14 protein-coding genes are annotated in these 15,329 nt (G+C 63.5%); 4 read left to right on the plus strand and 10 right to left on the minus strand.

Annotation, left to right across the window (positions count from 1 at the left end):
• Positions 1-3: 3 nt before the first annotated feature.
• Genes CXQ94_RS06200 through hrcA form a run of 3 tightly spaced genes read right to left on the minus strand, consistent with a single transcriptional unit; the run spans position 4 to position 2,978 of the window.
• Positions 4-771, minus strand: coding sequence for a 16S rRNA (uracil(1498)-N(3))-methyltransferase (locus CXQ94_RS06200; protein ID WP_104087375.1), 768 nt, complete (start codon positions 769-771; stop codon positions 4-6).
• A 6-nt stretch (positions 772-777) separates the two neighbouring features.
• Positions 778-1,911 (minus strand): molecular chaperone DnaJ, encoded by a 1,134-nt coding sequence (gene dnaJ / locus CXQ94_RS06205; protein ID WP_104087376.1) that lies wholly within the window; start codon positions 1,909-1,911, stop codon positions 778-780.
• A 53-nt stretch (positions 1,912-1,964) separates the two neighbouring features.
• The gene (gene hrcA / locus CXQ94_RS06210; protein WP_104087377.1) at positions 1,965-2,978 is read right to left on the minus strand and encodes a heat-inducible transcriptional repressor HrcA; all 1,014 of its coding nucleotides are present in this window, start codon (positions 2,976-2,978) and stop codon (positions 1,965-1,967) included.
• 210 nt (positions 2,979-3,188) lie between these two features.
• On the opposite strand from hrcA, the gene CXQ94_RS06215 reads away from it, so the two are divergent.
• Together CXQ94_RS06215 and CXQ94_RS06220 are read left to right on the plus strand one after the other, a co-directional pair.
• Positions 3,189-4,040 (plus strand): DUF3097 family protein, encoded by an 852-nt coding sequence (locus CXQ94_RS06215; RefSeq protein ID WP_104087378.1) that lies wholly within the window; start codon positions 3,189-3,191, stop codon positions 4,038-4,040.
• Between the two features lie 59 nt (positions 4,041-4,099).
• Positions 4,100-4,492, plus strand: a complete 393-nt coding sequence (locus CXQ94_RS06220) for a DUF4870 domain-containing protein (RefSeq protein WP_104087379.1) — start codon at positions 4,100-4,102, stop codon at positions 4,490-4,492.
• Between the two features lie 10 nt (positions 4,493-4,502).
• Here the strand turns inward: CXQ94_RS06220 and CXQ94_RS06225 are convergent, their stop codons facing one another.
• From CXQ94_RS06225 to lepA, 4 genes are all read right to left on the minus strand, one after another.
• The gene (locus tag CXQ94_RS06225) at positions 4,503-5,102 is read right to left on the minus strand and encodes a hypothetical protein (protein WP_104087380.1); all 600 of its coding nucleotides are present in this window, start codon (positions 5,100-5,102) and stop codon (positions 4,503-4,505) included.
• 151 nt (positions 5,103-5,253) lie between these two features.
• Positions 5,254-7,170, minus strand: coding sequence for a LuxR family transcriptional regulator (locus CXQ94_RS06230; protein ID WP_104087381.1), 1,917 nt, complete (start codon positions 7,168-7,170; stop codon positions 5,254-5,256).
• 81 nt (positions 7,171-7,251) lie between these two features.
• Positions 7,252-8,481 (minus strand): radical SAM family heme chaperone HemW, encoded by a 1,230-nt coding sequence (gene hemW, locus CXQ94_RS06235; protein ID WP_104087382.1) that lies wholly within the window; start codon positions 8,479-8,481, stop codon positions 7,252-7,254.
• A complete protein-coding gene (lepA, locus tag CXQ94_RS06240) occupies positions 8,478-10,334 on the minus strand; it encodes a translation elongation factor 4 (RefSeq protein WP_181034101.1) in 1,857 nt (618 codons plus the stop codon). Before lepA ends, hemW begins: the two co-directional genes overlap by 4 nt.
• Before the next feature lie 184 nt (positions 10,335-10,518).
• Here lepA and CXQ94_RS06245 point away from each other — a divergent pair, with 184 nt between their 5' ends.
• Together CXQ94_RS06245 and rpsT are read left to right on the plus strand one after the other, a co-directional pair.
• Positions 10,519-11,073: a type II toxin-antitoxin system PemK/MazF family toxin gene (locus CXQ94_RS06245; protein WP_104087384.1), complete on the plus strand. Its 555-nt coding sequence runs from the start codon at positions 10,519-10,521 to the stop codon at positions 11,071-11,073.
• Positions 11,074-11,252: 179 nt separating this feature from the next.
• Positions 11,253-11,513: a 30S ribosomal protein S20 gene (gene rpsT / locus CXQ94_RS06250; protein WP_104087385.1), complete on the plus strand. Its 261-nt coding sequence runs from the start codon at positions 11,253-11,255 to the stop codon at positions 11,511-11,513.
• Positions 11,514-11,613: 100 nt separating this feature from the next.
• Here rpsT and holA read toward each other — a convergent pair whose 3' ends face one another.
• The 3 genes from holA to CXQ94_RS06265 all read right to left on the minus strand — a co-directional run bounded on the left by holA (position 11,614) and on the right by CXQ94_RS06265 (position 15,300).
• Positions 11,614-12,621 (minus strand): DNA polymerase III subunit delta, encoded by a 1,008-nt coding sequence (gene holA, locus CXQ94_RS06255; protein WP_104087386.1) that lies wholly within the window; start codon positions 12,619-12,621, stop codon positions 11,614-11,616.
• Positions 12,622-12,706: 85 nt separating this feature from the next.
• Entirely contained in the window at positions 12,707-14,500 is a 1,794-nt protein-coding gene (locus CXQ94_RS06260; protein ID WP_104087387.1) for a ComEC/Rec2 family competence protein, read from the minus strand.
• Entirely contained in the window at positions 14,497-15,300 is an 804-nt protein-coding gene (locus CXQ94_RS06265; RefSeq protein WP_104087388.1) for a ComEA family DNA-binding protein, read from the minus strand. The genes CXQ94_RS06260 and CXQ94_RS06265 overlap by 4 nt, the downstream gene beginning before the upstream one ends.
• Between the last annotated feature and the right edge of the window lie 29 nt (positions 15,301-15,329).

Genomic DNA, 15,329 nt, shown 5'->3' on the forward strand with positions numbered 1-15,329 from the left:
CTGCTACCAGCGGCCAAGTTCCTGGCTCAAAAGTACGACGGCGGCGGGACCGGCCGTGGAGGACCTCAGGACATGCTTTCCCAAAAGTGCCGTGCGAGCCCCGGCCGCCAGGAACGCCTGAACCTCGGCAGCACTCATGCCGCCTTCCGGTCCCACGATCATGACAATCCGCCCGCGCGGTGAATCGGAATCCTGGGCACGCCAGTCCCGCACCACCGCAGGCAGTGTGTCGACAGCATCTTCGTGCAGGATCAGGGCGAGCTCCGCCGAGCCGATCAGCTCTACCAGGCCGGGCGTGCCCACCAACTCCCCCACCCACGGAATTCGTGACCGGCGAGCCTGCTTGGCCGCCATGGCCACCACATTGCGCCATTTCACCGGACCCTTGACTGCCTTGTCCATCTTCCATCGCACGATGGAGCGTTCGGCCTGCCACGGCACGACCCCGTCAATGCCCAGCTCGGTTGCCGTTTCGATGGCAAGTTCATCCCTGTCACCCTTGGCAAGGGCTTGGACCAGGACAAGCTCAAGACCGTCGGTCTCAGGCGGGTTGAGGCGGTCAACGCGGACGGTTAACGTCCCGGCCTCCGAGCCGGTAACCGTGCACACCAAACGCAAGCCGGCGCCGTCGCACAGGTCAACGGGTTCGCCGGGCGCGAGCCGTTTCACGGTGACGGCATGGCGCCCCTCGGCACCACCGAGGTCAAATGAGTCTCCGACCACCAGGGGCGCCAGCTCGTTGACCTCGGCATAAAAGACAGGATTGCTCATCGGGTCCTAGAGGTTGCCGAGTTTGTCACGCAGTTTGGCGAACATGCCGCCGCTGCTGACCAGTTTGCCCTCGGTAAAAGTTTCCCCGCGCAGGGCAGCAAGCTGCTTGAGCAGTTCTTCCTGGGCGGCATCCGGCTTGGTGGGTGTCTCCACATGGATGTGAACTTTCAGATCCCCGCGGCCATAGCCGCGCAGGTGGGTAACACCCAGGTTGCGCAAGGTGATGATTTCCCCGGCCTGCGTGCCCGGCTTGATGCTGATGGGCTGCTCGCCGTCGAATGTTTCAAGCGTCAGTTCGGTGCCCAACGCGGCAGCGGTCATGGGCACGCTCAACGTAGCGTGCAGATCGTCACCTTCGCGCAGGAAGGCGGGGTCGTTATTGACCTTCATCTCCACATACAGGTCACCGGCCGGGCCGCCGGCCGGACCTGCTTCGCCCTGGCCAGCCAGCTGGATGCGCGTGCCGGTGCCTACACCGGCTGGAACCTTGATGGTCAGTGTGCGGCGGTTGCGGACCCTGCCCTCACCCATGCACTCATTGCAGGGATCTTCGATCCGGGTACCGAATCCCTGGCAGGAGTTGCAGGTGGCAAGTGTCATGACGTTACCCAGGATGGAGCGCATGGGGCGCTGAATCTGGCCGGCGCCGTTGCAGACGTCGCAGGTGACCGGGGATGTGCCGGGGCGGCAGCAGCTACCCTCACAGGTGGGGCAGGTGACTGCGGTGTCGATTTCCAGTTTCTTGTTGACACCGAACACGGCTTCGCTCAGGTCGATCCTGACGGTGATCAGGGCGTCCTGGCCTCGGCGCATGCGTGAGGCCGGGCCGTGTCCTTGCCCGCCACCGCCCCCGAAGAAGGTCTCAAAGATGTCCTGGAAGGCAAACCCCTGGCCGTCATAGTTGCCGCCACCGCCGCCGTTGCTGTTGCCGTTTTCGTTGCCGGTGGTGTCGTAGATGCGTCGCTTGCCGGGATCGGAGAGGACCTCGTAGGCATGAGTGACCGCCTTGAAACGATCCTGTGCGTCCGCGGCGTCGTTAACGTCGGGGTGCAGCTTGCGGGCCAGCTTACGGTAGGCCTTCTTGATTTCTTCAGGCGTGGCATCGCGGGAGACACCCAGGGCGTCATAGTGGTTGCTCAAAGTCTTGCTCTCTCCAGTGGAACGTGTACAAGGTTGTTCTTTGTCAAAGCCGTCTAACCGGCCAAAATTCGGGACAAGTACCGGGCAACCGCCCGGACACTTGACATGGTGTTGGGATAGTCCATCCGGGTAGGGCCCACCACACCAAGTTTGGCGCTTTCGCCAACCCCGTAGTTGGTGGCCACCACCGAAGCCTCGGCCAGGGAATCGTGCGGATTTTCACGGCCAATACTCACTGCCATGCCCATGGAATCCTGCGCCATTTGCTCCAAAAGGCGCAGGAGTACCACTTGCTCCTCCAGGGCATCCAGCACAGGACCGATGCTTAGGGGAAAGTCGACATTGGAACGGGCAAGGTTCGCCGTTCCAGCCAGCACAATTCTATCTTCCCGTGCCGCCTGGGCCAGCTGCGTCAGCCCATGTGCCAGCTTCCGGACCGTATCTTGATCATTGGCGGGGACGGCGCCGGGCAACTGTGCCAGTGCGGTGGGCAGCTTCCCCACAGGCGTGCCTGCCACGGCGGCAAGGAAAACCTGCCGCAAACTGCCCAGCCGAACGTCGTCGATAGTGGCACCCACATCGATGACGCTTTGCTCCACCTTGCCAGAGGTCAGGATCAGCACCAGCAGCACCTGCCGGGGGCCGAGGGAAACGAACTCAATATGGCGAACAGTGGTTTTGGCGGACCTGGGGTATTGGACCACTGCCACCTGGTTGGTGAGTTGGGCCAGGGCTCGAACGGTGCGTTCAAGAACGTCGTCGAGGTCCGTGGATCCGTCGAGCAGGACGGCGATGGCCCTCCTCTCGGCCGCTGAGAGCGGCTTGACGGAAGAAATCTGGTCGACAAAGAGCCGGTAGCCCTTATCTGTGGGGATGCGCCCGGAACTGGTGTGGGGGGCCGTAATCAGCCCTTCCTCCTCCAACGCAGCCATGTCATTGCGAATGGTGGCGCTTGAAACGCCGAGGTGGTGGCGATCAACCAGGGCCTTGGAACCGACGGGCTCACGGGAGTGGACGTAGTCCTCCACGATGGCTCGCAGAACTTCCAGTTTCCTAGGTTCACTCATGACTGGCACCTCCTCGCGGCCCTTGACACTTTGGGTGGCACTTTCGGCATTGCGTTAGCACTCTACCCACTCAAGTGCTAAGTCTAATACTTACGAGGGGACACTTCCCGGCACGGCACAAAGTCCGCTGCGCAGTTCCAGTTGTTAGCATTGAATATTCAGCCACCGGCGTACCGGCGAGCCTTACAACAAGCAAAGGGCACAATCAACGTGGAGTTCAACAATTGGGGGCCCCAAGACCTCAGCGCGCCCAAGGCCCGCGTACTGCGCCAAGTCCCGGCGACCCGCGGACTGGTGGTGGAGGACGTCCAGACGGGATGGGTGGGGGCCGTGGTCAGGATTGAAAAGTCCGGCGGCATGCACATCATGGAACTGGCGGACCAGCGCGAAAAGGTCCGCGCCTTTCCCCTCGGCTTTGGCTTCCTGATCGACGGAGAACCGGTGGAAGTGGTTGCCCCGGCTGCAGCAGCTTCCCCACCACAGAAGCTGCTCACGGCCTCCGGCTCCGTTAAAGTGGAGGGCCTGCGCGCGCAAGTTGCCAAGGCCAGCCGCATCTGGGTGGAAGGCAAGCACGACGCCGAACTCGTGGAAAAGGTGTGGGGGCACGACCTCCGTGTGGAAGGCATCGTCGTCGAACCCCTGCGCGGCATCGACGATCTGACGGCCGCCGTCAAGGATTTTGCGCCCGGACCCAACCGGCGGCTGGGTGTTCTGGTGGACCATCTGGTGCCGCATTCAAAAGAATCCCGGATTGTGGCCGATCTCATGAAGTCCCCCGCCGCCAAGAACAACGTACTGGTGGTGGGCCACCCCTACGTCGACGTATGGCAGGCGATCAAACCGAGCACCCTTGGCATCCCTGCCTGGCCGGTAATCCCGCGCAATATTGAATGGAAACTGGGCATTCTGGCCGCATTTGGCTGGCCCCACGAGAGTGCTGAGGACATTGGCATCGGCTGGCAGCGTCTGCTCTCCCGGGTGAATTCCTACGCGGATTTGGAACCATCGCTGCTGGGCCGGGTGGAAGAAGTCATTGACTTCCTAACCGCGCCAGTATCCTAGTAAGTGCAACAGGCACGACGCCTGAGCAGTACTAAAACCGTTTTGAGAGGCAAGTCACTGTGAGCATTCCCGGGAATCAGAACACCAATCCGGCAAAGCCCCCGCTTACTCCCGCAGAAGACAAGCAGTGGGCATTTTTGGCCCACTGTGGCGGCATCCTGGGCTGCGTCCCGTCGGCCGTCATCTACAAGGTCTTCAAGGACCGTGGACCGTTCACGGCACAGGAGTCCCGCGAGGCCCTGAACTTCACACTGCCCCCCACCATTTTGGCTCTTGCGCTGAACCTTATTGCCCTGATCCTGAACCTCGTTGACCCGGGCGCAGGCACCCCGCTGTCTATGCTCGCACTGCTCATTTGGGTCGTTTTGACGGTCTGGTCCGTCATCGCGGCCGTTGCCGTCAGCAAGGGCAACCCTTACCGCTACGCCCTAAACCTGCGCCGTATCCACTAGGATTCCTAGGCTATTGGCCTAGCGCCGCGAGAACTGCCTTTGCCGTGGCACCGCTGGCTGTGTGGTCGCCTGTGATGTCAAAGACCAGTCCGGCGACCTGAACAATGTAGCTGCCGGATTGGGCAATCGTTCCGTCGTCACTGGCGTACGCCTTCTCACCTACCCCAGTAATGGGCACCGTGGGGGCGGCCTGGGACGCGGCTGCGTCGAGAACCGTCTTGAGGGCATCGAGCGTCACCGGAGACGCACTTGTGTACACGGTGATGTTGAGCTCGGACTCAATGTCGGCGGAGGTGCTCCCGGTGCTGGCGTAGCTGCAGGCATACATCCCGGCGCTGGCATTGATGACGGTGGAGGATGACAAGTCCAGGCCGGTGGATTGGGATGCAGTCGCGGCCGGGAAGAGGGTGCAGACATCGATGGCCTGTGCGGGAGCGTTCGACGCCGGTGCCGCAGCCGGTGCCGCAGTGGGTGCGGCAGTGGAGGCGGAGGTCTGCCCCAAATGTGTTGGCGTGGCGGCGACGCTACTTGTCGAGCATCCACTCAGCATGGTGATGCCCAGGACGCAGGCCGCGATGGCCCGAGAGTGACGTCCGCGGTGATGTGTCAATGGCCGTGTTCCTACTGGTTCGCGTGGCAAGCCCGCAAGGATCGTTTGTTCCTGATCCGTGTGACGAGCCGGGTATTCTCTGTCCATGCCTTAATGGTGATTCTTGGGTGCCGCCGGCGGTAGTAGGGGAATGGCGGATCTCGCTTTCAGGTTATCCAGACCATCGGGCTGCCAGTGCCGTCCGGGAGTCAATTTCGAGGCGGCGGTAGATATCCCCCAAGTGTTTTTCAATCGTCTTGGTGGAGACATGCAAGGTTCGGGCGGCGCCGTCGTTGGTGTAGCCGCGACTGACAAGGTCGGCCACCTGCCGCTGCCGCGGAGTCAAGCAAAGCCATACCGTGGAGCCCCGATGGCCATCAGCGTGGAGGACTTCTCCGTCGGGGTGGAGGACATGGGGCACTTCGGCGCGTGAGGATAGATCGAGGGCTTTCAGGACGCGGGCAACGTGGCTTTGCACGGTGCGCGGCGACACCGTCAGCGTAGCGGCAATGCGAATATTGGATGCGCCCGTGAGCAGCAGTTCGGCTACTTCACGCTCACGGGCAGTCATGGGCGCCTGGGGTACGCCGATTAATCGCAATCCGATGCTGCGCAGGTCGCGGCGGGCCAGCACGGCCAGCGATGTGGCTCCTAGCAGTGTGGCCTGATCCCGGGCACTGGAGAGGGCGAGTCTTGCCGGCCAGGTGTCGTCGGCGTCACCCAGCAGGGCCGAACCCGCCAGCAGCCGGGCACGAGTCTCATCGAGGTGCCCGGCATTGCCGAGCGCGATCACGGCAGCCTGATCTGCCAGGACTGCACCGGCCACCACCTCGCCGTCGGCAACCGCAAGCCGCGCCCTTATGCGCCCGATGGCCGCGGCCGCCATGCCCTCTCTCGGCAACCCCGTCAGGGCCGCGGCCATATCTCCCCATTGCCGGGCCGCCATAAGGTCGCCAAGGCTCAGTTCCGCCGTGACCAGCAGCTCATACCCGTAGGCGCGGTCTACGAGCTGGATGTTGGGCAGCTGCGGTCCACCGGCGCCGCGTAACAGGACATCGGCGGCTAATTGGGCGTGTTGAGCGGTGGCCAGCGCGTAGGCGGCTAGCACCATGGCGCCGGCTACCAGGTAGCTGGGCGGGCACTGCGCCGCCAAAGCGTCTATGGAAGCGGCCGCACTTCTCACCAAGCTGTCGCGGCCACGTAAGGCGTCGAGATACGCGAGCGATCCTCGAACCACTAGTTGGAGCGCAAGCAAGCCATGACGTTGGGATGCTTGTTCAACTTGGGGCGCCAAGGCGTCCGCCTCGTCCAGGCGCCCCTGAAACAACAAGGCCCGAACCAGGGTCTGTCCGGCGAAGACAGCCTCGGGCGGGTCGTTAGTCCCCGAGCCCAGCCACACCCTACGAGCCACCGTCTCCGCCAGATCGAGCCGTCCCACCGACATGGCGGCTTCAGCGGTGAGCGCGGCCGGCCAGCGGTCACTGAGAAACTCCGCGTCGCTGTGCCCCAGGATTGTCGCGACCACGGATTCAACGGTCGCGGTGTCGGAGCCGCCGCGCTCTAGGCCACCCATCCCGGAAGACCACGCGGCAAGGGCTAGAAACAACGATCGCTGGCAGTCCATTTCCAAGCCAGTCCGGGCGTCGTCGTACGCAGCAACAAAATCGGAAGTGAGGATGTGCGCGTAGGAGCGTGCCGCCAACAGCTGCGCCTTCGATGGTGAATCATCAGTTCCGGCGAGGAGACCGGCATCGACCAGATTCCGGATTTCCCGAACATCTCCGCGCAGCACCGCAGCCTGGAGGAGCGTCGCGTCACTTTGCACAGGCAACGGAGCCTGACTCTGGGCTGCCACACCCATCCCGTCCAGACCGCACCGGGCGAACCGGGCCCGCCAGCGCCGCACAGTGTCCGGATGGACCTCGCATATCTGGGCGATCTGCTCAGTCGCTTCACCGTCAGCGGCCATGAGCAAGGCACTTGCCTGTATCACCAAGCGGTGCGGCAATTGCCCCGATCCTGCCATCCGCGTCAGCTCAAACCGCTGCTCAACGCTGACAGGTAATGCCGGAGCTCGCATGGTTGGCATACCTCAATTTACCGCCGATTGGGCAGACGAGAGGGCTTTCTACGTGCGAAATTAGACCGGTCGGCAAGAAGCCGGCAGTGCTCAGTCCAGCAGGGCCCGGGTGACGGCGTCGCCCAGTAGGCGACCCTTAAGCGTAAGCACCAAGGTGCCGGCGAAGGCCTTGAGCGGATCCACCAGTTCTTGGGCAATAAGCCCGGCAATAGCCTTGCGGGCTTCGGGGCTGAGCGTCTCAATGGCCAGGCCCTCGGACAGGCGCGAGGTCAGCATGATGCGCTCCATGGCCCGGGTGTCGGCGTCAAGGGTTTCGCGGCCCGCGGCGGGCGATTCTCCCTTGTCGAGCCTGTTGGCGTAGGCGGTGGGGTGTTTGACGTTCCACCAGCGCACTCCTCCCACGTGAGAATGGGCGCCGGGGCCAATCCCCCACCAGTCGTCGCCGCGCCAGTAGGCAAGGTTGTGCTGGCAGGCATCCTCCGGTGTGCGGGACCAGTTACTGACCTCGTACCAGTTCAGGCCGGCCTCACTGAAGAGTGCGTCGGCGAGTTCGTACTTCACGGCGTGGTCGTCGTCGTCAATGTTCGGCACCTGGCCGCGACGGATTTGGGCGGCCAGTTTGGTGCCCTCTTCCACGATCAGCGAATAAGCGGAAATATGGTCCGGTCCATAGCTTAGTGCCGTGCGAACCGACGTTTCCCAGTCAGCCAGCGACTCCCCCGGCGTACCGTAGATCAGGTCAACGCTGACGTTCAGACCTGCTTCGCGGGCCCAAGCCACGGCCTGCGGAACCCTTTCGGGCTTGTGCGTTCTGTCCAGTACCTTCAGTACATGCGGAACGGCTGACTGCATGCCGAAGGACACGCGGGTGAAGCCGCCGTCGCGCAGTTCCTGCAGAGAATCACGGGTAACCGAGTCAGGGTTGGCTTCGGTGGTGACTTCGGCCCCGTCCTCAAGTCCCCAGAGTTCGATGGCGGCACCCAGAATACGGGTCAGGTCTCCGGCGGGCAGCAGGGTGGGCGTGCCACCGCCAAAGAACACGGTGCTGAGCTTGCGCGGCGGCAAGCCAGAGGCGGCCAAGGCCCGGGCGGCGAATTCCACTTCCCGGACGGCGGTTTCGGCGTAGGCATCCTGTGAGGCGCCGCCGCCGAGCTCAGTGGCCGTGTAGGTGTTGAAGTCGCAATAGCCGCAACGTACGGCACAGAACGGGATGTGCGCGTACAAGCTGAATTTGCGGTCCGCCGCGCCGACGGCAGCCTGCGCGGGCAGGATACCGTCGGCCGGAGCCGGATCGCCAAGGGGTAAAGCGCTGGGTGTCACTTTTTCGACTTGTCCTTGGGTGCTTCGGCAGTTGTCAGTGCGGCGATGAAGGCTTCCTGCGGGACCTCTACGCGTCCCACCATCTTCATGCGCTTCTTGCCTTCCTTCTGCTTTTCCAGCAGCTTGCGCTTACGGGAGATATCGCCGCCGTAGCACTTGGCCAAAACGTCCTTGCGGATGGCTCGGATGCTTTCACGGGCAATGATGCGGGCACCGATGGCCGCCTGGATGGGCACCTCAAACTGCTGGCGCGGGATGAGCTCGCGCAGCTTGCCGGTCATCATGACACCGTAGGCGTACGCCTTGTCACGGTGGGTGATGGCGGAGAAAGCGTCAACCTGCTCACCCTGGAGCAGGATGTCGACCTTGACAAGGTCGGCGACCTGATCGCCGTCGGCCTTCCAGTCCAGTGAACCGTAGCCACGGGTCTTGGACTTGAGAATGTCGAAGAAGTCAAAGACAATCTCGGCCAGGGGCAGACGGTAGCGGATCTCCACCCGATCCTCGGAGAGGTAGTCCATTCCGCCAAGGATGCCTCGGCGGGTCTGGCACAGTTCCATGATGGCGCCAACAAATTCGGTGGGAGCCAGAATCGTGGCCGCCACCATGGGCTCGCGCACCTCTGCGATTTTGCCCGAGGGGTATTCGCTGGGGTTGGTTACGTGGACAACCTTCTTGTCCTCGAGGGTGACCTCGTACTCCACGTTGGGAGCCGTGGAAATCAAGTCCAGATTGTGTTCCCGTTCCAGGCGTTCACGGGTGATTTCCAGGTGCAGCAGGCCCAGGAAACCCACACGGAAACCGAAGCCAAGGGCCGCAGAGGTTTCCGGTTCGTAAATCAGCGCGGCGTCATTGAGCATGAGCTTTTCTAGCGCGTCCCGCAGCACCGGGTAGTCAGTGCCGTCCATCGGGTACAAGCCGGAGAAGACCATGGGCTTGGCATCGTGATACCCGGCCAAGGCCTCTGTGGCCGGCTTGTTGAAGGTGGTGACAGTGTCGCCAACCTTTGACAGGCGCACGTCCTTCACGCCCGTGATGAGGTAACCAACTTCGCCAACGCCTAGGCCCTTGGAGGGCTTGGGCTCCGGGGAGCTGACACCGATTTCGAGCAGCTCGTGGGTGGCGCGAGTGGACATCATCTGGATTTTTTCACGCGGGCTCAGGCTGCCGTCAATGACACGGACGTAGGTGACCACGCCGCGGTAGGTGTCATACACGGAGTCGAAGATCATGGCGCGTGCCGGTGCGTTAGGGTCGCCCTTCGGGGCCGGCAGATCGCGGACGATCTGGTCCAGCAGCTCTTCAACCCCGGCGCCGGTCTTGCCGGAAACCATGAGCACATCTTCGGGTTTTCCACCGATGAGATTGGCCAGTTCCGCGGCATACTTTTCGGGCTGCGCCGCAGGCAGGTCGATCTTGTTCAGCACCGGAATGATGGTGAGGTTGTTCTCCATGGCCAGGTACAAGTTCGCGAGCGTCTGGGCCTCAATGCCCTGCGCGGCGTCAACGAGCAAAATGGCGCCTTCACAGGCGGCCAGCGACCGGGAAACTTCGTAGGTGAAGTCAACATGCCCGGGGGTGTCGATCATGTTCAGGCAGTACGCCGTGCCATCGACTTCCCATGGGATGCGGACAGCCTGGGACTTGATGGTGATGCCACGTTCACGCTCAATATCCATGCGGTCAAGGTATTGGGCTTTCATGTCACGCTGCTGAACGACTCCAGTGAGCTGGAGCATCCGGTCCGCCAGGGTTGATTTCCCGTGGTCAATGTGAGCGATGATGCAGAAGTTTCTGATGATCGCCGGATCGGTAGCGGCGGGCACCGGAGCAGTGCGGGCCATGGGTGACACTAGTGTTCCTTACTGTTACATGGACGCAGGGACACCAGCTGATTCGCCGTCGCCGTGCAGGGCTGTGTCCTGCCGGGGAACCGGCGGACACTCATTGCCTCAAGTCTCCCACGTTTAGGCCCCCGCCACAGAACCGACGGGCCGACCCTGCGAAGTACTCCTGCCATTCGATACTCTTGGTGCCATGGCATCCACCACTGAGAGAATTCTTGGCCTTCTGCGAGGCCTTGCCGACGCGTTCTTCAAGCCCGGGAAGACGGCAACGCCCACCCGTAGGGCCCCCAACGCCAAATCCGGTGCCCGCCCGGCGTCGCCCGGTTCAGCGACAGGCCTGCGCTCGCCCTATCCCGGTGACTTCAATGGCACCTCCAAAGTTCTCTACGCTCCCAAGCCCGACGGCGTGCCCGACCCTGGGGAAATCGTGTGGACCTGGGTGCCGTATGAGGAAGATTTCAGCCAGGGCAAGGACCGGCCCGTCCTGTTGGTGGGCCGTGAAGGGGCAAGGCTGCTGGCACTGATGCTCACGAGCAAGGACCATAGCGCTGACCGGCGCGCTGACAACGACTACATCGACATTGGGCCCGGCGCTTGGGACCGGCAGGGCCGCCCCAGCGAGGTGAAGCTAGACAGGATCTTGCAGGTTTCCCCGGCCGATATGCGCCGCGAAGGCGCGGTCCTTGATGCCCGGCGCTTCGGCGCCGTGGCCAGTGGCCTGCGTCAGCGACACGGCTGGAAGTAACCACCAGGCGCAACTGGCCCGGTGTCTGATAAACTTAGCTTTGTGTGTGCCCGTGCAGGTCGGCGGGTACAACAGCTTGGCCTGACGTTCACCATTTTTCGAGCATCCCCACGCAGCTGTCAATGGCCAAGCTACGCCCTCTACGACCGTATTTTCGTATCAAAAGAGAGTTATACAACGTGGCTAATATCAAGTCTCAGAAGAAGCGCATCCTCACCAACGAGAAGGCGCGTCAGCGCAACCTCTCGGTGAAGTCCGAGCTGAAGACCGCTATCCGTGCAGTAAACACGGCAGTGGCCAAGGCCGACAAGGATGCAGCTACGGTTGCCCTGGTGAATGCAGCTCGTAAGCTGGATAAGGCTGTCAGCAAGGGTGTTATTCACGCCAACAACGCTGCCAACCGCAAGTCGGCCATCTCCAAGAAGGTTAACGCCCTCTAAGAGAAGCTGATCTGCTTCGCAACTCAAAGAAGGGCCCCCACCATTTGGTGGGGGCCCTTCTTGCATAGGCGCCGGGTCAATGCCTGAGCTGGCGCCTCGCTTAGTGTCTGGCGGAGGTTGCGATGGTGATGACGGCGCGTTCGACGGCGTAGACAGGGTCCTTCGCGGCCCCCTTGACCTGGGCGTCGGCCTCGGCCAAGACCTTGATGGCGGCGACCAGGCCCTCGCTACTCCAATGGCCGGCGTCGCGGCGGGCGGCGTCGACCTGCCACGGTGCCATGCCGAGTTCCCCCGCCAACTGTGCCGAGCTCCCCCGGGCCGAATGGACCTTGGCGACTTGACGGACCTTCATAGCCAGGGCCGCCACCAGGGGCACCGGGTCCACCCCGGTGGACAGTGCATGACGCAGGGTGGACAGCGCAGCCGGCGCATTGCCGGCTAGGGCGGCATCGGCAACCCTGAACGCCGTTGCCTCCACCCGGCCACCGTAGTATTTGTCCACCACATCACTGCCGACCATGCCGGTGGTGTCGGCTATCAGCTGCTGGCAGGCTGCGGCCAGTTCGGCTAGGTTGGCGCCGAGTGCTGCTACCAGGGCACGCACAGCCTGGGCATCGATCCGGCGCTTGGCCAGCTGAAACTCTTGGGTGACAAACGCCGCCTTCTCCTGGTCCTTCTTCAGAGCCAGGCAGTCCACACGGGGTACCCCAGCAGCCTTGAGCGCGTCAAGGAGCTTCTTGCCGCGCGTACCGCCACTGTGCACCAGGGCAAGCGTGACATCCGGTGCAGGGTCTTTCAGGTAGGCCAGCGTGTCAAGGAGGAAGTCATCACTCATGGACGAGAGGCCGGAGACCTCGATGAGCTTGGGCTCACTAAACAACGACGGGCTGGCGATCATGCCCAACCGCCCCGAGGTGTACTGCCCGGCGTCCAGTGTGGTCAGTTCGAGATCGGGGTTGTTCGCCCGAAGTTTTTTGCGCAGGCCATCAAGGGCGCGACTGGCAATGAAGTCCTCGGGTCCAAAAAGCAGTACCACCGGGGCAAGTGGGACATCGCGCCAGTCAACGCCGCCAGCAGCGCGTGGGGCTGGCCTGGCCGCCGGACTCACAGGCTCTGTCCGCTCAGTCTTGATCCGCTCAATGGTGTATTCACGGGTTCTACTGTGCCATCAAGGCCCGTGATTCCCAAGCCGCTCATGGGCCCAGCACCGCCAGCGTCCATAGTGCCGCACCCCCTGCCGAGGCTACGGCGAGAAAAGGGAATCCCAGGAGGAATCTGAGCCCCGGCGGCAGCCAGTTCCTGGCCCGAATCACGAGCAAGACAAGCCGGCGCCGCTCCACTAGGCCGAGTAAGGCAAGGATCACAGCCAAATTCATCAGCGCCATGAGAATTACACCCCTGGCGCCGTCCGGCCACGGCAAGGAAGCGCCAGGAAGGCCCGCCATCCATCTGGCCACCACGGCAACCCACCAGGCGCCCACACCGCTCATGGCAGCGCAGCCGTGGGCGAGCCAGGGCCACCACGGCGCCACGGCCATACCGAACGTTCCGGCAGTGGTCACCAAGGCCACTACCGGCGCCACCACCATGTTCGCTGGCACCGTGAACAGGGTCAAGCGCGGAGCCAGCAAAACAATGACGGGCCCGCAAAATAGCTGGGCCGCCAGTGGAATGGCCAGGGCCTGTGCCAGCCACCATGGCATCCAGACGCCAAGCCAGAGCGCGCAGCGTCGCCCCAGAAGGTGCAGTCCCAGCGTCGCCAAGACGGAGAGGATAAACGCGTAGTCCATGGACAGCCAGGGATCGAAAACGAGAAGACCGATAATACTCACCGACAGCAGGGCACCCACGCGTTTTGGCTGACCGCTGAGGACGGCAAGGCAGCCTATGCCTCCCATGACGGCCGCGCGCAAGACACTGGGATCGGGGCCAACAACGGCCACGAACCCGGCCAGTCCGGCGACCGCCCCGGCCGCGGTGGGGCCCCTGGGCAGGTGCACGGTCCGCAATCCGAACACGAACGCCGCCAGGACCAAAGTGCAATTTGCGCCGCTGACAGCCGTTAGGTGACTTAGCCCCACCGTTTTCATTGCCTCAGACAGTGCCGGTGGGACGGCGCTGCGGTCTCCCATCACCATGCCCGGTAGTAATCCGGCGGTGTCCGGGGACAGGGAGGACCACATCCGTTGTGACGCCTGGGCCCACGCGGTGCGCATTTGACGGGCCAGCGAATCAGAGGGAGCCCGGACCCGCAGTGGGCCTGTCGCCGGGCGCAAAAATCCCCCAGAGCCGTCCCGATCCCGGGCAGGGGCGATGGTGCCGGCTGTGGAGGCGATGGTGCCTTCAGGCAGCTGCGCCCACTGGGCGCCGGCGATCACTTGTATGCTCAGCGGTCCTTTCATATTCTGGCCGCGGGCGGTGGCCTCAAGGACGACGGCGTCGAAGATCACCTGCTGCTGGGACCGGGAATTCGTGAGGGCCCGAGGCGTGGATGTGAGCCTCATCGTGAGGTTGAAGGACTCCCCCTGGGTCACGGCTTGGACCAGGGGCGAGCGTTCCCGATCGTGCAATCGAAGCCCCACGGCGGCCAGCAGCGTGCCCAGGCACACGGCAGCCACCAGGGCGGTTGCCATCACCCCCGTACCCTGGCTGGCACCTGCGACCAAGCGGTAGCGGCGGCACAAAATCCAGCCAAGGATGATTCCCGCAACAAGGCAGAGACCTGCCCCACCCGCGGCGACGCGCCAAGACGTTCCAATCGAGAATGCGGCCCCCGCCCATACGGCCACGACGGCGGGAACCAGTCGAAGGTCGGGGCGCGGCCGATGCCCAGCGTCCCTCGGGCGCGACGCGTCCCTGAGCGAAGCCGCCAGCCTGGCGGATACGACGCCGCCAATCCTGGCAGGGGGTGGTTTAACCTCTCCGGGTTCGGGTTCCACCACGGCTACCGTGGCAAAGTGGGCCCAGCGGGGCCGTGGGCTGTTCATGGCGCCACTACCAGCGGGCGCAAGGTTGCCAGCATCTTCGCCCCAATCCCCGGGACAGCGTCTAGTTCCTCAGCCGCCTTGAAAGGGCCGTGGTCCTTTCGCCACTGCACGATCCGTTCTGCCAAGACCGGACCGACACCGGGCAGCACATCGAGCTGGGCTGCGGTGGCCGTATTGAGGTTGATGAGCCCGCCGGAGCCACCTTTGCGTCCCGGATCCTCGCCCGTCTCGGCTGCACCCACTGAGCTAGAACCGGATGCGCCAAGACCGGATGGGATCCCTGCGTCCACCTGCTCCTGGGTGGGCACTAGAATTTGCGCACCATCCTGCACCAGTGCGGCAAGGTTGAGCGCTTGCAACTGGGCCGAGGGCAGGGCTCCTCCTGCGGCCGTAATGGCTGCGAGCACCCGGCTTCCCGCCGGAAGGCTCACCACCCCCGGGTGCTGCACAGCGCCGACAACATGAACCACGACGCCTGCCCCGCTCTGCCCCGGCGCAGGCAACGGAACCTCCGACACTGGGGACGATGTCACAGCGGTTGTTCCGGGCGGAGCCGTCCCGGCGGACAGGGGTGGCACACCGAGCTTGGGGGCCTCTTGCGATGCCAATTGTTCCGCGGCACCGGAAACACCAACCTGCTGCAGCCACAGCACGGCGACGACCGCAACCGCAATGGCTAGCAGGAGGACCACCGCCCGCAGTGAAGTGGTCCAGCGGGGACCCTTGGCCGCGGCTCCCCCGCTCCCGCCCGGCGTACCGGGTGCCGGAGTCCACGCTAATTCCTCGCCGTCACCGCCCATGAGATGACGATAAGCACAGCGCCGCGGGG

Source organism: Arthrobacter sp. GMC3 (genome assembly GCF_002929305.1).
Classification (GTDB): Bacteria; Actinomycetota; Actinomycetes; order Actinomycetales; family Micrococcaceae; genus Specibacter.